Here is a 20286-nt window from a genome sequence, read left to right on the forward strand (position 1 = left end):
CGGCGGCCCCGCTCGTCGGACGCCCCGCAGGCCCGCTTGTCAGGCGACCCGCGGACCTCCGTACTCGCTCATCGCGTCCATGAGCCAGCGGGCCAGGTAGTCGGCGAAGGAGGATCGCGGCAGCAGGCGGTACGTCGGAGTGTCGTCGGTCTGCCAGAGCAGTACCGCGATCGGGCCGACCGTGGTCGACACCGCGTGGCCGGGGCCGAAGGCGCGCGGGTGGAGGTCCAGGGGGCAGCCCTTCTCCAGCACCTCGCGGGCGGCCGGGCCGGTCAGCTCCAGCGTGGTGCGGTTCGCCGAGACGTCCACCACCGAACCGGGGTCGCCGGCGAGTGCCTCCAGCAGCTGCGTGGTCACCGCGCTCGCGTCGGCCCGGGACAGGACGAGCCACTCGTCGGGGCCGAGCCACACGGTCGTGTGGGGGCCGTGGGCCGCGGTGTCACCGCACCGGCCGGGGAGCGGCGCTCCCAGAACCCGCCCGATCCGGTGGGCCGCCTCGGACGCGGGCGCGACCCGTACGTTCACCATCGTGAGGAACGGCAGCTCGGCGAGCGTGACGCCCCGGGCGCCGGTGACGGCGGCGGCGCGCATCCGCTCCTCCAGGTGCGACAGGGGGCTGGTGCGCAGAGCCACCGGCCCCGCCATGATCGGTTCAGCCATCTCGCCGGGTCCCTTCGGGGTCGTAGAGGACGAAGTCGGTCACCTCGACCGGCACCAGTGCCTCGCCCACCGGGGCGAGCAGGGTCTGGCCCTTCCGCGCCTGTCCGTCGGCGACGAGGGCGAGGGCGAAGGGGCGGCCGAGGGCCGGGCTGTGGTAACTGGAGGTGACATGGCCGAGCATCGGCACCGGCACCGTCCCCAGGTCGACGTCCGGCGCGACGAGTTGGGTGCCCTCGGGGAGCCGGGTCGTACGGTCCGCCGGGAGCAGGCCGACCAGTTGCTTGCGGTCGCCGCGGGAGGTGTCGGCACGGGCGAAGGACCGCTTGCCGATGAACTCCTTCTGCTTGGAGACCACCCAGCTCATGCCCGCGTCCTGCGGGGTGATCGTGCCGTCGGTGTCCTGGCCGACGATGATGTAGCCCTTCTCGGCCCGCAGGACGTGCATCGTCTCGGTGCCGTACGGGGTGATGCCGTACGGCCGTCCGACCGCGTCCACCTCCTCCCAGACCGAAAGGCCGTACCAGGCCGAGACGTTGATCTCGTAGGCGAGTTCGCCGGAGAAGGAGATCCGGCAGATGCGGGCCGGGATGCCGGAGGCCAGGGTCGTCTCGCGGAAGGCCATGAACGGGAAGGCCTCGTTCGACAGGTCGACGTCCGGGGCAAGATGGGCGAGGACCGCGCGCGACTGCGGACCGACGACGGCGATCGTCGCCCACTGCTCGGTCACCGAGGTGCAGTGGACGTCGAGTTCGGGCCACTCGGTCTGAAGCCACTCCTCCAGCCAGTCCAGGACGTTCGCGGCACCGCCCGTCGTAGTGGTCATGAAGTAGCGGTGGTCGTCGAGGCGCAGGGTCACACCGTCGTCGAAGATCATGCCGTCGGGCTTGCACATCACGCCGTAGCGGCCCGTGCCGGGCTTCAGCTTCTTGAAGGCGTTCGTGTAGATCCGGTTGAGGAACTCGCCCGCGTCCGCGCCCCAGATCTCGATCTTGCCGAGGGTGGACGCGTCCATGAAGGCCACGCCCTCCCGGGCCGCCCGGCACTCGCGCGCCACGGCCGCGTCCATGTCCTCACCGGCCTGGGGGTAGTACCGGGGGCGCTTCCACTGCCCGACGTCCTCGAACTCCGCGCCGTGCGCCACATGCCAGGCGTGGATCGACGTGGTCCGCTCCGGGTCGAACAGCTCGCCGCGCTCGCGTCCCGCCAGGGCGGCGAAGGCGATCGGCGTGTACGGCGCGCGGTAGGCCGTGGTGCCGATCTCGCCCAGCGAACCGCCGAGGGCCTCGGCGATCACGCCGATCGCGTTGACGCCGGACGTCTTGCCCTGGTCGTTCGCCGTGCCGAGCGAGGTGTACCGCTTGACGTGCTCGACCCCGCGCATGCCGGCGCCGGTGGAGCGCCAGACGTCGGCGACCGTGACATCGCGCTGGAGGTCGACGAAGTGACCGTCCCAGGCGCCGGGTTCGCCCTCGGGGGCGGGCACCAGCCACAGGGCACGGGTCGGCGCGGGTGGGTGTCCCGCGCTCTCGTCCGGTACGGTCACCGGGAACCCCGCCGCGGTCGCCGCCAGCGCTCCGGCCCGTGCCCCCTCGGCCACACAGCCGTCGAGGTCGTACGTTCCCCGGGCCGCCCCGACGACCTGCTGGTCCCGTACGGCCCCGTCCGGTACGAACGCGACGAGCCCGGAGTCCCAGCGCAGCGTGCCCTGACGCTGGCTGTGCAGATGCACCACGGGGCTCCAGCCGCCCGAGACGGCGAGCAGGTCGCAGTCGAACGACTCGGGTTCACCGGTGAGTTGACCCTCGGCATCGAGGGCCCGCACGGTGACGCCGGTCAGCCGCCGGTCGCCGGAGGTGTCGACCACCGTGCTGCCCGTCAGCACCCGCACGCCCGTCGCCGCGGTCACCTCGGCGGCCCGGTCGGAGAGTTCGGGGCGGGCGTCCACGACGACGGCGACGGGGATGCCGGCGGCACACAGTTCGGCGACCGTGTCGTACGCGCTGTCGTTGGTCGTGCTCACCACCGCTCGTGAACCGGGCGCCACGGCATACCGGTTGAGGTAGGTGCGCACGGCCCCCGCGAGCATCACGCCGGGCCGGTCGTTGCCCGCGAAGACCAGCGGACGCTCGTGCGCGCCGGTCGCCAGCACGACCTGCCGGGCCCGGATGTGCCACAGCCGCTGCCGCGAGACGCCTTCGGGGGCGTCCGCGCCGAGATGGTCGGTGCGCCGCTGCAACGCCAGCACGTAGTTGTCGTCGTACGACCCGAAGGCCGTGGTCCGATGCAGTACGACGGCCTCGGGGGCGGCGTCGAGGGCCGCGCGCAGCTCGTCGGACCGCTCCCAGTCGGCGGGCTCGGGCTGTTCGTCGACGAGGATCACGCGGGCGCCGGAGGCGGCGGCCGTGGCGGCCGCCGTGAGGCCCGCGGGTCCGGCGCCGACGACCAGGACGTCGGTGTGGACGTACTTCTTGTCGTAGACGGCGGGGTCCGGGGTGGGGTCGAGCCGGCCCATCCCGGAGAGCGTGGTGGCGGACAGACCGTCGTACAGCTCGACGGTCGTGGCAGGCAGCATTCCCTCCGAGCACGGACCGCCCAGCTGCACCAGGGCGTTGGGCTCCTCGACGCCAGCGGCGACGATGCCGCGCGGGCGGTCGCGGTACAGCGAGGGGGCGACCTCGACCAGCCCGTTCGCCAGCATCGCCGAGGCGAGGGTGTCGCCGGGGTGGCCGCTCAACTCCCGTCCGTCGACGGTGAAGCGCAGCAGGGTGCCCCGGTCGACACGGCCGCCTCGCGGCAGCCGGAAGTGCTGGTCGGTCATCGGGTCCCTCCGGGCTGGGGTGTCTCGGGGCGTGGCTCGTCGGGCCGGTACGAGGTCAGCACCTCGTGGGTGGCGGTGTCGCGCAGGACGTTGAACCAGCGGCGGCAGCCGATGCTGTGCATCCACCGTTCCGCGAAGGGGCCCTTGGGGTTGTCGCGGTAGAAGACGTACTCGGCCCACTGCTCGTCGGTCAGGTCGGCGGGGGACTCGGGGTGGGGGACATGGGCCTGTCCGCCGTAGCGGTACTCGGTCTCGTTGCGCGGACCGCACCAGGGGCAGGTGATCAGCAGCATGGGGTTCTCCTCAATGCCTCAGCCTCGATGCCTCAGTGGGCCACTGCCGCGGCGCCGTGCTCGTCGATCAACGCCCCGGTCGTGAAACGGTCGAGGGCGAAGGGGGCGTTCAGCGGATGCGGTTCGCCCGTGGCGATGGTGTGCGCGAAGGTCCAGCCGGCCGCCGGAGTGGCCTTGAAACCGCCGGTGCCCCAGCCGCAGTTGACGTACAGACCCGGTACCGGGGTGCTGCCGATGATCGGCGAGGCATCCGGAGTGACGTCGACGATGCCTCCCCAGGTGCGCAGCACATGCGCCCGCGCGAAGACCGGGAACAGCTCGACGGCGGCGGCCATCTGCTGCTCGATCACATGGAACGAGCCGCGCTGGCCGTAGCCGTTGTACGAGTCGACGCCCGCGCCCATCACCAACTCGCCCTTGTGGGCCTGGGACACGTACACGTGCACGTGGTTCGACATGACGACCGTCGGATGCACCGGTTCGTGCAGCTCGGAGACCAGGGCCTGGAGCGGGTGGGACTGCACCGGCAGCCGTACGCCCGCGCGCTCGGCCAGCACGCTGCTGTGTCCGGCGGCCGCGAGACCGACCCGGCCGGCGTGGATGCGGCCCCGGTTGGTGTCGACGCCCACGATCCGGTCGCCGTCCTTGAGGAAGCCGGTGACCTCGCAGCCCTGGATCAGGTCCACGCCCAGCTCGTCGGCGCGGCGGGCCAGCGCCCAGGCGACGTGGTCGTGCTTGGCGATGCCGGCCCGGGGCTGGAAGGTGGCGCCGAGCACGGGATACCGGGTGCGGGACGAGACGTTGAGGATGGGGCAGACCTTGGCGACCTCGTCCGGCTCCAGCCACTCGGCGTCCACCCCGTTGAGCCGGTTGGCGTTCACGCGGCGCACGCCCTCGCGGACGTCCTGGAGGGTGTGCGCGAGGTTGAGGACCCCGCGCTGGCTGAACAGGAAGTCGTAGTCCAGCTCCTCCGGCAGGCCCTCCCACAGCTTCAGGGCGTGCTCGTAGATCGCCGCGCTCTCGTCCCACAGGTAGTTGGAGCGGATGATCGTGGTGTTGCGGGCCATGTTGCCGCCCGCGAGCCAGCCTTTCTCCAGGACGGCCACGTCGGTGATGCCGTGGTTCTTGGCGAGGTAGTAGGCGGTGGCGAGGCCGTGGCCGCCCGCGCCGACGATGACGACGTCGTACGACCGCTTCGGGTCGGGGTTGCGCCAGAGGAAGTCCGGGTGTTCCGGCAGCGGTTCGGCGGTCATGCCGCGCCTCCGTCGAGGTGGGGGTAGAGGGGGAAGGCAGCGGCGAGCTTCTCGACCCGGGCACGCAGTTCGTCCTCGGGGCGTTCGCCCTTCAGGCTCTCGGCGATGATGTCGGCGACCTCGCGGAACTCCGTCTCGCCGAAGCCGCGGGTGGCCAGGGCCGGGGTGCCGATCCGCAGGCCCGACGACACCATCGGCGGGCGTGGGTCGAACGGCACGGCGTTGCGGTTGACGGTGATCCCGATGCGGTGCAGCCGGTCCTCGGCCTGCTTTCCGTCGAGCTCGGACTTCCTCAGGTCGACCAGGATCAGGTGGACTTCGGTGCCGCCGGTCAGCACGGTGATCCCGGCCTCGGCCACGTCGTCGGACAGCAGCCGTCCGGCGAGGATCTTCGCACCCCGCAGCGTGCGCCGCTGGCGCTCCTTGAACTCGTCCGAGGAAGCCACCTTGAAGGCCACCGCCTTCGCCGCGATCACATGCTCCAGCGGGCCGCCCTGCTGGCCGGGGAAGACCGCGGAGTTGATCTTCTTGGCCAGGTCGGCGCGGCTGAGGATGACACCGCCGCGCGGGCCGCCGAGGGTCTTGTGGGTGGTGGTCGTGACGACGTCTGCGTACGGCACCGGGCTGGGGTGCAGGCCCGCGGCCACCAGGCCCGCGAAGTGCGCCATGTCCACCAGCAGATACGCGCCCACCGCGTCGGCGATCCGGCGGAACCGGGCGAAGTCCAGCTGCCGTGGATAGGCCGACCAGCCGGCGACGATCATCTTCGGCCGGTGGGCGAGGGCGAGCCGCTCGACCTCGTCCATGTCGATCCGCAGATCGGACTCGCGCACGTGGTACGGCACGACGTCGTACAGCTTGCCCGAGTAGTTCAGGCGCATGCCGTGGGTCAGGTGCCCGCCGTGCGCCAGGTCGAGGCCGAGGATCGTGTCGCCGGGCTTCAACAGGGCGAACATCGCGGCCGCGTTGGCCTGGGCGCCCGAGTGCGGCTGGACGTTCGCGGCCTCGGCGCCGAAGAGCTCCTTCACCCGGGCGATGGCCAACTGCTCGACCACGTCGACGTGTTCGCAGCCGCCGTAGTAGCGGCGTCCCGGGTAGCCCTCGGCGTACTTGTTGGTCAGGACCGAGCCCTGGGCCTCCATCACCGCGGCCGGGGCGAAGTTCTCCGAGGCGATCATCTCTAGCGTGGACTGCTGGCGACGCAGCTCGGCGGCCACCGCCTCGGCGACGTCCGGGTCGATTTCGCTGAGCGGGAGAGAGAGCGGCGAGGTGGGTGTGGTGAGCGGCGAGGTGGGCGACGTGCTCGTTGCCATCGGTGCACCATCCTGAGAGCCAGCTAATGAGCAACTGATATATCAGCCTGTGCGGTAAGGTATGGGAGCTCGCCGCACAGGTCAAGGGGGCATCCATGCAGCAGACCGCGACCGAGATCGAGGAGCTGTCGCTCGCCGAGCGCGCGTACCGCGCCATCCGGGACCGGCTCGTCATGCTGGAGATCCGCCCGGGCGCGCCGATCAACGAGGAGCAGCTGGGGCAGTTGCTCGGCGTCGGACGCACGCCCGTGCGCGAGGCGCTCAAGCGGCTCCAGTACGAGCGCCTGATCACGACCTACCCTCGGCGCGGCACCTTCGCCACCGAGGTCAACATCACCGACCTCGCCCACATCTCCGAGGTCCGCCAGGAACTGGAACCCCTGGCCGCGGCACAGGCCGCCCGGCGTGCCACGGCCACCGACCGGGCGAACCTGACGGCGCTGCGCCGGGAACTCGACACCGCCGGGGGTCCCGGCCGGAACTCCACCGAGCTCATGCACCTGGACCTCCAGGTCCACCGTGCCATCTACACGGCCACCCACAACCCGTACCTGGAGGACACCCTCGTCCGCCACGACAACCTGGCCACCCGCATCTGGTGCCTGTTCGTGGACCGGCTGTCCGACATGGCCGGCCATGTCGAGGAGCACGGACCGCTGATCGAGGCGATCGTGGCCGGTGACCCCGAGAAGGCGGCGCGGCTCGCGCGCAGCCACGTGGAGGGTTTCGAACAGGCGATCCGCGAGGCGATCTGAGGCCGGTGGGGCGGGGTGCCGTCGGGGTTCCAGGTGAATCTCTGGGCCCTGGCGGTGCGGGGCGACTTGAAGAAGCCGTGGTGGCCGGGGCCGTACACACCGTTGGCGTCGGACCGCTGGAACACCGGGTTCGGCGACTCGACCCACGAGGACGAGCCGAGCGGATCGCCGCCGTACGCGTGGACACGGCCGTGGAACCGGTGGACGGACCGGACGGCACGGTCGTGGCGCCGGGGGAACTCGCCGGGCCGCGCGGCGCTGACGGAACCGGTGGCCGGGCTGTCGACAACTGCCGAACGGGGCCGGGTGATCGGCGCCGCGCAGAACCGGACCTCAGGCACCGGTCCCGTCGCCGTCGAGGTCGGTGCACTGCCGCAGCACCCGCAGTTCGTCACCCTCGATCCGCATCTCGTACAGCTTTCCGCGCGCGTTCTCGAAGGGATGGTGGAGGATCATCATCAGCCGGCCGTCGAAGGCCCGGAACAGCATGCCGTGCCCGCTGTCGTCCCGGACCAGCGGCCGACGCTGCTCCCAAGGGCCGGTCAGCTCACCGGACTTGGAGACGGCGTAGGTCTGCACATAGCCGCCGCTGACGGTGCCGTCCGCACCGGCGGTGTTCTTCTCGTACGTCGACCACAGCATGAGGAGGGCGCCGTCGGGGGTGCGGTGGAGCTGCGGGCCGTCGGTGACGTACGGCGCGAGCTGGTGCGGTACGCCCGCGGGGATCTGCTCACTCAGCCAGAACGCGTCCGAGCCCTTGAACAGGAAGACGGGCTCTCCGACCGTCCCGGTCAGATCGGGAGCGAGCCGGACGGCCTCCATCGTCCCGTCGACGGTCTGGAGCCACTCGTGCGCGTACACCATCCAGGGCTGCCCGGCCGGATCGACGTACAGCGTGCCGTCGAGAGTCATCAGACCTGCGGGCGGAGTGGGCCCGGACGGGTCGACGGCGGTGAAGGGCCCGAGCAGCGAGTCGGACACGGCGGTGATCGTGCCGCGTGCGTGGTTGGGCACCTGGAACGGCGTACCCCAGCGCCCGGCCGGCGGCACCGGCAGGGGCCGGCTCTCGTCGTGCACGGTGGTGAACAGGTAGTACCTGCCGCCCCACGCGTGCACCTCCGGCGCCCACCCGCCCGCCCGCGCCCAGATCCCGTCCTGGTCGTCCGTCCGGAACACCACGACGGGCCGCGTCCAGTCCCGCAGGTCCCGGCTGCGGTACACCATGGTCCCGACCCCCTCCACACCGGAGACGGACGGCTCGTTGGACGTGTAGAGGAAGTACGTCCGCGTCCCCCGGTCCGCGACGACGAACGGATCGTGCAACGGCATGTCGGGCAGCCGCAGGGGCTCGGTCTCGGTCACGGCTGAACGATACGTGGACGTGAGCGGACGGACGTCCAGGGCCGTGAGGGGCCGCGCTCCACTAGAAGCGGACCGTCATCTCCACCCGCACGTCGTCGCCCGCGCCGAGCCCTTCCGGCTTGCGCACCGCGTTCTTGAGCGGCAGCAGACAGCCGCCGTCCTTCGGGAACAGCGAGGTCGTGAAGGTGACCTCGCCGATCCGGGCCTCGACGGGGATCACGCCCCAGCCGTACGTGGCCATCCGGGCCACCTCGCCGATGTCGGCGGACTCCTGGTCCGGCACGGGCACGAAGTAGTAGGGGGCCGGGCCGCGCCATTCGATCACCCGGCCGGTGAAGGTGAGCCGCATGAGACCGCCATTGCGCCGAGGATGTCAGGGTCCGTTGTATCGCGCCGCGATGTCTGTCAGATAGCCGCGCAGCAGGATCTTCGCCTCCTCCAGCAGCGCGGTGTCCCCCTTCGTGTCCTGGCGGAAGGCCTCCTGGGCGAGGGCGTCGGCGGCGAGGATCGCGGCGTGGCAGACCCGGGCCAGGGTCTCGTCGTCCTCGGCGAGACGCAGGGCGAGCAGGATGCGGCGGATCCCGTCGGCCATCCGGTGCTTGTGCTCACGGTCCGCGGCCCGGGTCCGCTCGGTCAGTCCGCTGCCGAACCACAGGGCGCGGAAGCCGTGTTCGCTGCGGTAGATCTCGGCGTACGCGTCGATGAGGACCCCGACCGGGTCCTCCCACTGCTCGGTGGCCGCGGCCTCCACGAGTGCGTCCATCGCCGCTTCCAGCTTCGCGAAGTAACCGGCCGCGAGCGCCTCGATGATCGCCCCGCGGTCGGGCAGGTACTGGTAGAGCGAGCCGACCGACACCCGCGCCTCGGAGGCGATCCGGGTCGTGGTGAGCGACTCGACGCCCTCCTCGACCAGGATGCGCTCCGCGGCTTCCAGCACCCTCGCCAACCGGGCCCGGCTGCGGGCCTGTTGGGGAGTGCGGCGCAGGGAGGCCATCCATCCGGCCGGGTCGCTGCCCGGGTCCGGCTCAGCCACGGCACGACCTCCGCTCACCCACGTGACAACCTCACGGGACGACCTCCGAACGTGAACGTGACTTTGTTTCAGGTTTAGGTTAGCGTCGCGCGCATGACCGACTCAAGCCCGGTGCTGAGCGAGGAGCGGGCCGCCGTGGCGGACGCCTGCCGCCGTCTGGGAGCCGAGGGACTGCTCATCGGTACGGCGGGCAACGTCAGCCTACGCGTCGAGGACCGCGTGGCGATCACCGCGACCGGCGCGACCCTGGCCGAGCTCACCCCGGAGCAGGTGACCGTCGTGGACCTCGACGGCGAGATCGTGGCCGGAAGCCTGCTGCCGACCTCGGAGCTCGATCTCCACCTGGGCGTCTACCGCCGCTACGGCACCACCGCCGTCGTGCACACCCACGCCCCGATGGCCACCGCCCTCTCCCTCGTGCTCGACGAACTGCCCTGCGTCCACTACCAGTTGCTGGCCCTCGGCGGCACCGTCCGGGTCGCTCCCTACGCCACCTTCGGCACCCCGGAACTCGCCGAGTCGGTCCTCACCGCACTGGAGGGCCGGGGCGCCGCCCTGATGGCCAACCACGGGGCCGTCACCCACGCCCCGACTCTCGACAAGGCGGTCGAGCACGCGCTGCTCCTGGAGTGGGCCTGCGGTGTGTACCAGCGCGCGGCCGCCCTCGGCACCCCGCGCTTCCTCGACGAACAGCAGCAGATCGCGGTGATCGAGGCCGCCCTCGCCCGCAACTACGGCACCACGCAATCCGCACAGGAGGGGAATCGATGAACGTCGTCACGCTGGGCGTGCACGTGCTGGACGTCCTGGTCCGGCCGGTCGAGGAGATACCCGAGGGTCAGGGCGCGACCCTGGTCGAGGACATCCGCATGACCGCCGCCGGCACGGCCGCGGGCACCGCCCTCACCCTCGCCAAACTGGGTGCCTCGGTGCGCACCGCGGGAGCGATCGGCACGGACCCGACGGGCGACCTGCTCACCCAGCTCCTCGACAAGGCGGGGATCGACACCTCCCTGCTCGTCCGCCGCATCGACACCTCCACCTCCGCGACGGTCCTGCCCATCCGCCCCAACGGCGACCGCCCCACCCTCCACCTGCTCGGCGCCAACATCACCTACGGCCTCGACGACGTCCCCTGGGACGCGCTCGCCGAGGCGAGTCACCTGCACCTCGGCGGCCCCGAGCTGATCGGCGCCGACGTCGCCGCCCGCATCCTGGCGCACGCCAAGGAGCAGGGCGTGGTGACGTCGGTGGACCTCCTCGCCCCGGGCGCGCTCGGCACCTTCGACCAGATCGAACCGCTGCTCCCGTACGTCGACTTCCTGCTCCCCAACGAGGACCAGGTCCTCGGCTTCAGCGAGGAACAGGACGTCGTCACCGGCGCGAAGAAGCTCCTGGCCGGCGGGGTGGGCCTGGTCGCGGTCACCCGCGGCGGCGACGGCGCCCTCCTGGTCACCGCCGAAGGCACGGAGACGGTCCCCGCCTTCGAGGTCGAGGTCGTCGACACCACCGGCTGCGGCGACGCCTTCTCGGCGGGCTTCCTGCGCGGGATGAGCCTGGGCCGGACGCCGCGCGAGGCGGCGATCCTGGGCAGCGCCGCGGCGGCACTGGTGGCGCAGGGCCTGGGCAGCGACCACGGCGACTTCGACCTGGCGGAGGCCGACGAGTTCTCCATGACGAACAAGGCCCGCGCGTAGGGCGCACGCATACGTTGCGGTGTGCGAGGGGTGCGGAATGGGTGCGGGGCGCCCGGCGTTGCGGCAGCATCGGGTCCGTACCGTGCCACCGCACTCCTGGGAGTACCCGTGCCCCGCTCCGAAGCCCGCGTCGCCACCGACCGCCCGCACCGCTACGCCAAGCAGCTCGCCGCACACCTCGGCCGTCGGCTTCAGACCAGCTGGGACGAGGACAGCGGTGAGGGCACCCTGCTCTTCCCGAACGGAGGCAAGGGCTCCCTCACCGCGGCCGAGGGCGCGCTGCTGCTGACCCTGGAGACGGAGTCCGAGCACCTCGATCTCTTGGAGACCGCCGTCGGCAGCCACCTGGTCCGCTTCGGCAGCAAACTCGTCGTCGAGTGGACGCGGGACGGCGGCGCGCCCGGTACCACGCAGCGCAAGGAGACCGACTGACCGGGGCCTCAGATCGCGCAGCCCACGTGGGCCAGCGCCTGCTTGAGCAGAACTCCGTGACCACCGGGCATCTCGCTCGACACCGCCGGTGACAGGGCCTCCTGCGGACTGAACCACACCAGGTCCAGGGCGTCCTGCCGCGGCCGGCAGTCGCCGGCCACCGGGACGACGTAGGCGAGGGACACCGCGTGCTGACGCGGGTCGTGGAACGGCGTGACGCCCTGGGTGGGGAAGTACTCCGCCACCGTGAACGGCTGGAGCGAGGACGGGATCCTGGGCAGCGCCACGGGGCCCAGGTCCTTCTCCAGGTGCCGCAACAGCGCGTCCCGGACCCGCTCGTGGTGCAGAACGCGGCCGGAGACCAGAGTCCGGCTGACCGTTCCGTCGGGTCCGATGCGCAGCAGCAGGCCGACGCTGGTGACTTCGCCGTTGTCGTCGACGCGCACGGGCACGGCCTCGACGTACAGGATGGGCATCCGGGCGCGCGCCTGCTCGAGATCGTCGGCGCTCAGCCAGCCGGGCGTGGTATCCGTCAAGTCAGACATTGCTAGATCATACTTTCCGGGGACGGCGGGCGCTCAGTCGCGCCCGCCTGGTGGGACGGGGACGGGGCGGGAAGTCCGTAGAGGCGGCGGGCGTTGTCCCCGCTCGTCCAGGCCGCGATGCGCAACGCGTCCGCCAGGCTCAGCTCGTCGGCGTCCACCCGCTCCTGGAGCAGTCCGGCGAGGCCCTGCCGGAAGGACAGCGCGCCGAGCAGATGGAACTCGGCCACCCCGTACGCGTCGGAGCTGTACAGCAGCTTGCGGAAGGGCGTGATCTCCAGCGCCTCCGCCAGGATGGCCCGGGACCGCGCGGGGCCGACGTGGTGCAGGGTGAGGCCCACGTCCAGGTACACCTGCTCGAACACCGCGGCCAGATAGGCGGCCTGCCGCTGGTACGGCCAGCAGTGCAGCAGCAGGACCGGGACGGTGCCCGCGGTCAGGTGCAGCCAGTCCGTGAGGTGGGTCGGGTCCACACGGTGCATCCGGATGTCGCTGTCGCCGAACCCGGTGTGCAGCTGGAGCGGCAGCCCCAGATCCACGGCGGTCCACAGCAGATGCCGTACGAGCACCGGATCGGCCAGCCGGCCGCCGCGGGCCAGCCAGTCGGCGGCGGCACGGGTGACCTCCGCGTCCGAGGGGCGCACCGGGTCCAGGTCGAAGCCGGTGCGATAGGCGGCGACCGACTTCACGGCCACCACACCCGGCCGCCCCACGGCCTCCAGGGCGGCCGCCCGGAACACGTCGGCGTACGCGCGCGGCGCCACGCCCCGCGCGGCCACCTCCTCGGCGACGCTCTCCAGCCGTACGACCTCGTAGGCCGTCCCGCCCGCGATCCGGGCCAGCTCCCCGGGCGAGGTGATGCGGTCCGGTGTGTACCCCGTGTCGACGCAGAACACGTCCGTGCCCGCGGCGGTCAGGAAGCGGCGGCTGACCTCCAGAGGGCCGAGTTCGGCACGGCGGGCCAGGTAGGCGTCGGGCGGCGCGTGGCGGGGGAGGTCCAGCAGGGGTGCGCAGTGGCGGCGGACCGCGACACCGACGGGGGTGTCGAATGGGGAGATCCCGGGCCAGACCGCGCCCTCGGTGAGCAGCGACTCGAAGCCCGTCCGGTCGAGTCCGTCGGTGACGACCCCGTGGCAGTGGTGGTCCACCAGCCGGGTGGCGGCGAGGGCCTCGTGGACGCGTCCGCTCATGCTCAGTACTTCCACCGGTACGCCGCCGCGATCTGCTCGTCGTCCAGCTCGGCGACACAGTCGCTCTCCGCGAACCGCACGGCGACCACGGCGTCGGCGAGGACCGGGCCCAGCGCCGCCCGCAGCTGTTCGTCGGCGCGGAACGCCCTGACCGCCTGGGAGAGGGAGGTCGGCAGCCGGCGTACGCCCATCGCTGCGGCTCTCTCGGGGGCGAGCAGGGCCGGGTCGCCGGTGACCTCCGCGGGCAGCGGCATGGCCGAGGTCAGCCCGTCGAGCCCGGCGGCGATCAGACCGGTGAGGGCGAGATACGGGTTCGCGGCCAGGTCGACCGGCTTCAGCTCCAGGTTCGCGGCCCGGTCGGTCAGGCCCGCCGTGCCGGTGACGATCCGGACGGCCGCCTCCCGGGTCTCGCGGCCCCAGGTGGTGAACACCCCGGCCCACTGGGAGGGCTTGAGGCGCAGATAGCTCGCCGGGCTCGGCGCGGTCAGGGCCGCGAGCGCGTGCAGATGGGCGAGGACACCGGCGACGAACGACTCGGCCTCGCGGGTCATGCCGTACCGGCCCTTGCCGCCCGAGTGCAGGTTCACGCCCTCGCGCCAGGCGGAGAGGTGGAGATGGCCGCCGTTGCCGACGCCCTCCGCGAAGACCGCCGGGGCGAAGGAGACGACCAGCCCGTGCCGCTGGGCCACCGCCCGGATCGTCTGCCGTACCAGGACGCTGACATCGGCCGCCGCCACCGGGTCCAGGGCAGCCGTCGAGATCTCGAACTGCCCGGCCGCGTACTCGGGATGGAGCTGCTCGACCTCGATGCCCTGCGCGGCGCAGGCCGCCAGCAGATCGGCCGCGTAGTCGCTGAGCTCCACCTGCCGGGTGGCGCCGTACGCCGGTCCCGACACCGCGGGCACGAAGTCACCGTCCGCCGCCGGGCCCCGTCCCACCGCCCACTCGATCTCGACGCCCGCCTGGAAGGTGATCCCGTGCCGCTGGGCGGCGTCGGTGACGATCCGCCTGAGGACGGTGCGGGAGCAGCCCGGATGCCGCTCGCCCTCCTGGGTGATCCGGTCGACCGGCGCCCACGCCCAGCCGGGCTGCCCGGCCAGGGCCACGAGCCGGTCGAGATCGGGATAGAGGCGCAGATCGCCGTCGGGGGAGCCCAGGCCGTCGGTGGTGACGATCGAGTCGTTCGCCAGGAACGTGTCGAACACCGGCGACATGCCCACGCCCCAGGCCGCGGCGGAGGCCAGCTTGGCCGTCGGGACCGTCTTCACCCGGCAGACGCCCGCCGTGTCGACATAGGCCAGGACCACGCCGTGCACGCCCTTGGCGGACAGCTCCTCGCCCATCGCGATCGCCCGGTCCACGTCCCCGGGACGGCCGCCGGGGACGGGGTCGGCAAGGGTGGTCATACGTCCTCCACGACGGGCTCGGCCGGAACGGGTCCCGCGTCAGCGTTTCACGGCCACCGCGCCGAACTGCGGTACCACGGCCGGGGAGTCGGACTCGGCACGCCACTGCGAGCAGGAGACCAGGCCCGGTTCGAGGAGGTCGAGCCCCTCGAAGAACATGGCGATGTCCTCACCGCTGCGGGCCGTGATCGGCGGAGTGGCGTTCTCGTTCCAGAACTTCATGGCGGGGATCTGGCCCTCGCCGCCGAGCTCGGCGTCGAACGTGGGGTGCGTCAGGGCGAGATGGCTGCCGGCCGGCATGGCGGCCATGACCTCGCGTGCGATCCTGCGCGCCTCGTCGGTGTCGAGGACGAAGTTGAGGATGCCGAGCATCATCACCGCGACCGGCTTGCTGAAGTCCAGGGTCCGTGAGGCGCGTTCGAGGATGGCGGCCGGGTCGTGGACGTCGGCGTCGATGTAGTCGGTGACGCCCTCGTGGGTGCTGGTCAGCAGGGTGCGGGCGTGGACGAGGACGATCGGGTCGTTGTCCACATAGACGATCCGCGCGTCGGGTGTGATGCGCTGGGCGATCTCGTGGGTGTTGTCCACCGTCGGCAGTCCGGTGCCGATGTCGAGGAACTGCCGGATGCCCTGCTCCTCGGCGAGGAAGCGCACCGAGCGGCCCAGGAACCAGCGGTCCGCGCGGGCGATCTCCCGGATGATCGGGAACATCCCGGCGACATGATCGCCGACCGCCTGGTCGACCTCGTAGTTGTCCTTGCCGCCGATCCAGTAGTTCCACACGCGCGCGTTGTGCGCCACACCTGTGTTCAGCCTCGCCGATGCGCCCGACGGGGTGTGGCTCTCACTCACGACTGTGCTCCTTCTCGCGCCTGTGGCCGTTGCCGCCATTGTGCCGCCCGATGATCAGCTTGTCCCGGAAACGGCGACCTGAACGCCCCGTCCGAGATGCTTCCGACTCCCGGGGCGGCGAAACTTGCCGGGTACGGACCCCTTGGCGCGAGGAGTGCACATGCTGCCCGGATTCCTCACCAGGGCGGTCGCGTTGCTGCTGGGCCGGGAAGGGCGCTCGCTCCATCTGAAGGCGGCGGGCGGTGCGACGGCCGTACTGCTCGTCGTCATGCTCATCGGGTCCTGGGCCGTCCTCGGCGCCGAGGACGGGGCACGGGGCGCCAATCTGACCTCCTACCCGAAGGCCCTGTGGTGGTCGGTGGAGACGGCGACCACTGTCGGCTACGGCGACTTCTTCCCGGTGACCTGGTGGGGCCGGGCCGTCGGCACGGTCGTCATGGTCGTCGGGATCACGACGTACGGCATGGTCACCGCGGCCCTCGCGACATGGTTCGTGGCGCGGGAGCAGAAGCGGCGGCACGGACTCCACCAGGTCGGCGCGGAGACCCTGCACGCCCTGCACGAGCGCTTCGACCGGCTGGAGGAACTGCTGGGAGGGGCCAAGAAGAAGAGCTGACTCAGCTGTCCGGCCGCACGAGTCCGCGCTGCCACGCCCACGCCGCGATCTCCACCCGGTTCCGTGCGGCGAGCTTCAGCTGGACGCTGGAGAGGTGGGTCTTGACCGTGGAGAGCGAGACGTACAGCTCCGCGGCGATCTCCGCGTTCGTACGGCCGAGGGCGACCAGGCGGACCACGTCGAGTTCGCGGTCGGTGAGGGGCTCGGTGGCCGGCGGCGCGGGGCGGGCCGCGACGGCCGGCGCGGGCGGCGGGTCTTCCGTGACGTGCCGGAGCAGCCGCACGGTCACCGACGGGGAGACCAGCGAGTCACCGGCCGCGGCCGCACGGACCGCCTCCGCGAGGAGGGTGGGCCCGGAGTCCTTCAGCAGAAACCCGCAGGCACCTCCGCGGAGAGCGCCGTAGACGTACTCGTCGAGGTCGAACGTGGTGACCACGACCACCCGCAGGGGGTCCGCGACATCGGGCCCCGCCAGCAGCCGGGTGGCCTCCAGGCCGTCCAGCTTCGGCATCCGGATGTCCAGCAGGCACACATCGGGCCGCACCTCCCGGGCCAGCCGCACCGCCGTCTCCCCGTCGGCGGCCTCGGCGACCACGGTCATGTCGGGCTGCGCGTCCAGGAAGAAGCGGAAACCGGTACGGACCATGTCCTGGTCGTCGGCGATCAGCACCCGGATGGGCACAGCCGGCGGGGAGGGGCTCGTCATGGGTCGATCATGCCTCAGGGGAGTTCGGGGGCGGACGGTGTGCGGGGGCGGACGGTGCGGGTGCGGACGGTGTGCGGTGGATGGGCAGTGACGGCTCGGGCGGGTGCGGCCCGGAACGGCCGGGCTCGACGGCGGCCCGGGGGCTGGACGGTGAGGGCCGGGCTCGGTGTCGGTCCGGGGGCTGGACGGTGACGGTCGGGCTCGGCGTCGGTCCGAGGGCCCGGTTCAGTCCGCGCTGCGCGCCGCGTCCTCCGTCACCCTGCGCAGCAACGGCCTGCTGCCCCCGATCGCCGCGAACATCGCCAACGCGCCCACGGCCACGCACACGGCCAGCTCCAGCGCGCCCGACGCGTTGATCGAGGCACCGAAGGCCTTGTTGAGGCGGTAGGAGGTGTAGACGCCGACGGCCGTGGTGCCCCCGGCCAGGGCGACCAGCGGGATGACGGTCTCGCGGACGCGGGCTCCGTCCAGCACCTTCAGCGGTGTGCCGGCCAGGCGGAGGAGTCCGTAGACCCGGCGCCGGTCCAGGAGTCCCGCGGCGGCGGTGAGGCCTGCGGAGGCCGTGGCGACCAGGAAGCTCAGGGCCAGAGTCGCCGTGCTGACCTCGGCGAAGCGGCCGATGCCGGTGCGGTCGCCCGCCGTCGCGTAGTCCTGGGTGAAGGGCGGCCGTGCCGGGTTCGCGGGCGTCAACGCGGTGACGGCCGTGTCCAGACGGGCCTGACCGCCGCCGGACATGTGGACGATCACGCCCGCGGTGCCGTTCAGCAGCCCGTCCCAGTCGTCCTCGCCGACCGCCTCGACGGTGGCGGGGACACCGGCGTCCCGCAGGAGCGCGCGGACCTCGGACGCATGCGCGCCGGCCACCGCGACCTGGTCCCGGTAGGCCGAACCGTCCATGCCCACCATGCTCACGGCGAAGAATCCCGCCGCGAACCCGGCCAGCACCAGACCGCTGACCGTACGCCAGGCACCCCGGGGATCATCGCTCAGACGACGGCCCGCCAGCAGGGTCGCCGGGCCCCGCGCGAAGCGGCTGACCAGTCGGCCCAGCCGGTCCACCACCCACGGCCCGAACAGCCAGAACGCCCCGTAGAACAGCAGCAGGAGACCGAGCACCTGACGGGTCGACAACTGTCCGCCGCCGGCAGAACTCCACAGGTGGAGCAGGACCGCCACGAACACCACGAGCCGGATGACCCGGGTTCGCCGGGGGGCCGCCTGCTGGGCCACGCCCAACGGCGAGGTCGCGACCTGACGCAGCATCGACACCGCGCTGACCGTGATCAGTGCGGTGACCGCCACCACGACCGCCGCCAGCCACGGCAGTCCCACCCACAGCTGACTCACGTACCAGCCGCCGATGCCGTACGGGATCTCGGCGAGCAGCGGCAGCAGCACCACATACAGCGCCGCACCGGTCAAGGCACCGGCCGCGCCGAGCGCCGCGGTCTCCAGTGCCGTCATGCCGATGATCTGGCGCGGGGTCGCCCCGGCCAGGCGCAGCGCGGCCAGTTGCTGCTCGCGCCGGGCCGCGCCCAGCCGTCCGGAGGCCGCCGCGAGGACCACCACCGGCATCACGAGCAACGCCACGCCCACCAGCGCGGTCTGCTGGTCGTAGGAGGTGAACAGACTCGCGTGCGTCCCGGAGAAGCCGGTGATCTCGGCCCGGGCGGCCTGACCGATGTCGGACACCGTGGAGCCCTCGGCCTCTGCCGACACCGCTGGATCGGTCGGTGCGCGTCCGACGACGGCCACCAGCTCGTCCGGCGAGGCCAGACCGGCGGCGCCGATCGTGCCGTACGACGACACCTTCGGGAAGCGGTCGGCCAGCCGGCTCGTCGGCAGCTCGTGCAGCAACGAGGCGAGGGCGGGGGAGACGTACACCTCGCCCTTCCCGGGGAAGGCGGCGAGGCCGGGCGGCGCGGGGGTCCCGGGGCGCCCGGGGAGCTGGGCGAGGGAGACCACGGTGATGGGCTCGTGCCGCACATATGTCGTCGCGAGCGCCTGAATCGCCGTGCCGTGGCGGGCGGTCTCGGGGGTGCGCCAGGCGGTGCGGTCGGCTCGGGCGCCGGAGCCGAGGGCGGCCGCGACCATCACCAGCAGGACGAACGCGCCGACGGCGGCCGCACCGGCCGCGAGCAGCCGGCTCTGGAGTCCGCGGCGGCCGGACGACCGGATGAGGTGCCAGGTCAGGGGCAGAACGGGGGAACGCATGTCATCTCCTGCCGCTCAGGCGACCGTGTACTGGCTGTGGCCGCTGATCCGGCCGTCGCGGACCTGAAGGACGCGGTCGCAGTGCGCGGCGACATCCGCGTCGTGGGTGACCATCACCAGGGCGGCTCCCTGTTCGCGCGTGACCGACGTCAGCAGCCGGACCACCTCCGCGCTGGTGGCCTGGTCCAGGGCGCCGGTCGGTTCGTCGGCGAAGACCACGTCCGGTTCGACGGCCAGGGCCCGGGCGATCGCCACACGCTGGGCCTGACCGCCGGAGAGCTGTCCGGGCCTGCGGTGCGCGAGACCGTCGAGGCCCAGCGGCGCGAACCAGCGGCGGGCCCGCTCGACGGCCTGTCTGCGGGGGACGCCTTCCAGCATCAGCGGCAGCGCCACGTTCTCCTCGGCGGGCAGCTCCGGGAGCAGTTGGCCCGACTGGAAGACGAACCCGAACCGCCTGCGGCGCAACGCGCTCAGTCTGTTCTCGCCGAGCCGGTCGATGCGCCCCCAGCCTTCGGCCGGGAGGACCCCCCTCTCGCTTCGCTCGCCGCGCAGCAGGACCTCGCCGCCGTCCGGGCGGACGATCCCCGCGAGGGTGTGCAGCAGGGTGGACTTCCCCGAGCCGGACGGTCCCATGATCGCCAGCGAGTCGCGCTCGCGGACCTCGACGTCCACCCCGGCGAGAGCGGTGGTGGAGCCGTACTTCTTGACGAGGCCGTAACCGGCCAGGACGGTGTTCATGACGTGGGCGGGTCCTCTGCTAGCGGTCGAACTTCCAGGTGACGGACGTGGCCGAGGCCTTGACCACGGTGACGGGTATGTCGACGGTCCCGCCGCCGCTCTTCGTGCCGGTGCAGGTCAGGGTGGCGCCGGTGACGGCCTTGAGCCCGCTCGGGCAGGAGACGTCGGTGACCTTCACACCGACCCACGGCAGCGGGTGGTACTTGCCCTGGGTGCGACCCTCGACGACATACGCGGCCAGCGCCTTGTGGCCGCCGACGGAAGCCGTGCTCCGTGTGTCCAGTGCCGTGGTCGACTCGGTGCCGGCGAGGAAGTGGGTGCCGAGCCCGAAGACGGCGGCCGCGCCGGCCACCGCGCCGACGGCGGTGACGAGGGTCTTGCGTCGCATCGCGTGCTCCTGAGGACA

The 20286-nt window shown here is 72.1% G+C and carries 21 protein-coding genes; 5 read left to right on the top strand and 16 right to left on the bottom strand.

The genetic code is table 11. The features are described from left to right. Nucleotides 1-39: 39 nt before the first annotated feature. The 5 genes from ACFYZ8_RS13785 to glyA are packed head-to-tail and all read right to left on the bottom strand — an operon-like array spanning nucleotide 40 to nucleotide 6337. Nucleotides 40-660, bottom strand: coding sequence for a sarcosine oxidase subunit gamma (locus ACFYZ8_RS13785; RefSeq protein ID WP_388532403.1), 621 nt, complete (start codon nucleotides 658-660; stop codon nucleotides 40-42). Beyond that, complete coding sequence (locus ACFYZ8_RS13790; protein ID WP_388532405.1) at nucleotides 653-3478, bottom strand: sarcosine oxidase subunit alpha family protein; 2826 nt, start codon at nucleotides 3476-3478, stop codon at nucleotides 653-655. Before ACFYZ8_RS13790 ends, ACFYZ8_RS13785 begins: the two co-directional genes overlap by 8 nt. Beyond that, nucleotides 3475-3771: a sarcosine oxidase subunit delta gene (locus tag ACFYZ8_RS13795; RefSeq protein ID WP_359029922.1), complete on the bottom strand. Its 297-nt coding sequence runs from the start codon at nucleotides 3769-3771 to the stop codon at nucleotides 3475-3477. Before ACFYZ8_RS13795 ends, ACFYZ8_RS13790 begins: the two co-directional genes overlap by 4 nt. 32 nt (nucleotides 3772-3803) lie before the next feature. Next, nucleotides 3804-5024 carry a sarcosine oxidase subunit beta family protein gene (locus tag ACFYZ8_RS13800; RefSeq protein WP_359029923.1) on the bottom strand — a complete coding sequence of 407 codons (1221 nt, stop codon included), beginning with the start codon at nucleotides 5022-5024 and terminating at the stop codon, nucleotides 3804-3806. Continuing rightward, nucleotides 5021-6337 carry a serine hydroxymethyltransferase gene (gene glyA, locus ACFYZ8_RS13805; RefSeq protein ID WP_388532407.1) on the bottom strand — a complete coding sequence of 439 codons (1317 nt, stop codon included), beginning with the start codon at nucleotides 6335-6337 and terminating at the stop codon, nucleotides 5021-5023. Before glyA ends, ACFYZ8_RS13800 begins: the two co-directional genes overlap by 4 nt. 95 nt (nucleotides 6338-6432) lie before the next feature. On the opposite strand from glyA, the gene ACFYZ8_RS13810 reads away from it, so the two are divergent. Continuing rightward, nucleotides 6433-7092, top strand: a complete 660-nt coding sequence (locus ACFYZ8_RS13810) for a GntR family transcriptional regulator (protein ID WP_388532409.1) — start codon at nucleotides 6433-6435, stop codon at nucleotides 7090-7092. A 333-nt stretch (nucleotides 7093-7425) separates the two neighbouring features. On the opposite strand, the gene ACFYZ8_RS13815 is transcribed toward ACFYZ8_RS13810, so the two are convergent. From ACFYZ8_RS13815 to ACFYZ8_RS13825, 3 genes are all read right to left on the bottom strand, one after another. Next, a complete protein-coding gene (locus tag ACFYZ8_RS13815; protein ID WP_388533724.1) occupies nucleotides 7426-8421 on the bottom strand; it encodes a glycoside hydrolase family 43 protein in 996 nt (331 codons plus the stop codon). Nucleotides 8422-8515: 94 nt separating this feature from the next. Then, nucleotides 8516-8803: a DUF1905 domain-containing protein gene (locus tag ACFYZ8_RS13820; RefSeq protein WP_388532411.1), complete on the bottom strand. Its 288-nt coding sequence runs from the start codon at nucleotides 8801-8803 to the stop codon at nucleotides 8516-8518. Between the two features lie 24 nt (nucleotides 8804-8827). Continuing rightward, entirely contained in the window at nucleotides 8828-9487 is a 660-nt protein-coding gene (locus ACFYZ8_RS13825; protein WP_359029927.1) for a TetR/AcrR family transcriptional regulator, read from the bottom strand. A gap of 93 nt (nucleotides 9488-9580) precedes the next feature. Here ACFYZ8_RS13825 and ACFYZ8_RS13830 point away from each other — a divergent pair, with 93 nt between their 5' ends. The 3 genes from ACFYZ8_RS13830 (at nucleotide 9581) to ACFYZ8_RS13840 (ending at nucleotide 11616) form a co-directional block, all read left to right on the top strand. After that, nucleotides 9581-10258 carry a class II aldolase/adducin family protein gene (locus ACFYZ8_RS13830; RefSeq protein WP_388532413.1) on the top strand — a complete coding sequence of 226 codons (678 nt, stop codon included), beginning with the start codon at nucleotides 9581-9583 and terminating at the stop codon, nucleotides 10256-10258. After that, a complete protein-coding gene (locus ACFYZ8_RS13835; protein WP_388532415.1) occupies nucleotides 10255-11184 on the top strand; it encodes a carbohydrate kinase family protein in 930 nt (309 codons plus the stop codon). Before ACFYZ8_RS13830 ends, ACFYZ8_RS13835 begins: the two co-directional genes overlap by 4 nt. 108 nt (nucleotides 11185-11292) lie before the next feature. Beyond that, a complete protein-coding gene (locus ACFYZ8_RS13840; protein ID WP_359029930.1) occupies nucleotides 11293-11616 on the top strand; it encodes a DUF2218 domain-containing protein in 324 nt (107 codons plus the stop codon). Between the two features lie 8 nt (nucleotides 11617-11624). Here the strand turns inward: ACFYZ8_RS13840 and ACFYZ8_RS13845 are convergent, their stop codons facing one another. Genes ACFYZ8_RS13845 through ACFYZ8_RS13860 form a run of 4 tightly spaced genes read right to left on the bottom strand, consistent with a single transcriptional unit; the run spans nucleotide 11625 to nucleotide 15606 of the window. Then, on the bottom strand, nucleotides 11625-12161 hold the full coding sequence (locus ACFYZ8_RS13845) for an NUDIX hydrolase family protein (RefSeq protein ID WP_359029931.1): 537 nt from the start codon (nucleotides 12159-12161) through the stop codon (nucleotides 11625-11627). 2 nt (nucleotides 12162-12163) lie between these two features. Then, a complete protein-coding gene (locus ACFYZ8_RS13850; protein WP_388532418.1) occupies nucleotides 12164-13348 on the bottom strand; it encodes an amidohydrolase family protein in 1185 nt (394 codons plus the stop codon). Nucleotides 13349-13350: 2 nt separating this feature from the next. Beyond that, nucleotides 13351-14754 carry a glutamine synthetase gene (locus ACFYZ8_RS13855; RefSeq protein ID WP_388532420.1) on the bottom strand — a complete coding sequence of 468 codons (1404 nt, stop codon included), beginning with the start codon at nucleotides 14752-14754 and terminating at the stop codon, nucleotides 13351-13353. Nucleotides 14755-14793: 39 nt separating this feature from the next. Further along, complete coding sequence (locus ACFYZ8_RS13860; protein WP_388532422.1) at nucleotides 14794-15606, bottom strand: SAM-dependent methyltransferase; 813 nt, start codon at nucleotides 15604-15606, stop codon at nucleotides 14794-14796. Between the two features lie 160 nt (nucleotides 15607-15766). Here ACFYZ8_RS13860 and ACFYZ8_RS13865 point away from each other — a divergent pair, with 160 nt between their 5' ends. Continuing rightward, a complete protein-coding gene (locus ACFYZ8_RS13865) occupies nucleotides 15767-16222 on the top strand; it encodes a potassium channel family protein (RefSeq protein ID WP_359029935.1) in 456 nt (151 codons plus the stop codon). A gap of 1 nt (nucleotide 16223) precedes the next feature. On the opposite strand, the gene ACFYZ8_RS13870 is transcribed toward ACFYZ8_RS13865, so the two are convergent. The 4 genes from ACFYZ8_RS13870 to ACFYZ8_RS13885 all read right to left on the bottom strand — a co-directional run bounded on the left by ACFYZ8_RS13870 (nucleotide 16224) and on the right by ACFYZ8_RS13885 (nucleotide 20268). Continuing rightward, nucleotides 16224-16928: a response regulator transcription factor gene (locus ACFYZ8_RS13870; protein WP_359029936.1), complete on the bottom strand. Its 705-nt coding sequence runs from the start codon at nucleotides 16926-16928 to the stop codon at nucleotides 16224-16226. A 225-nt stretch (nucleotides 16929-17153) separates the two neighbouring features. Beyond that, nucleotides 17154-19142, bottom strand: a complete 1989-nt coding sequence (locus tag ACFYZ8_RS13875) for an FtsX-like permease family protein (RefSeq protein ID WP_388532424.1) — start codon at nucleotides 19140-19142, stop codon at nucleotides 17154-17156. A gap of 15 nt (nucleotides 19143-19157) precedes the next feature. Beyond that, nucleotides 19158-19880, bottom strand: a complete 723-nt coding sequence (locus ACFYZ8_RS13880; RefSeq protein WP_388532426.1) for an ABC transporter ATP-binding protein — start codon at nucleotides 19878-19880, stop codon at nucleotides 19158-19160. A gap of 19 nt (nucleotides 19881-19899) precedes the next feature. After that, entirely contained in the window at nucleotides 19900-20268 is a 369-nt protein-coding gene (locus tag ACFYZ8_RS13885) for a DUF4333 domain-containing protein (RefSeq protein ID WP_359029939.1), read from the bottom strand. Nucleotides 20269-20286 lie beyond the last annotated feature (18 nt).

This window comes from Streptomyces sp. NPDC001668 (assembly GCF_042893155.1).
Classification (GTDB): domain Bacteria; phylum Actinomycetota; class Actinomycetes; order Streptomycetales; family Streptomycetaceae; genus Streptomyces.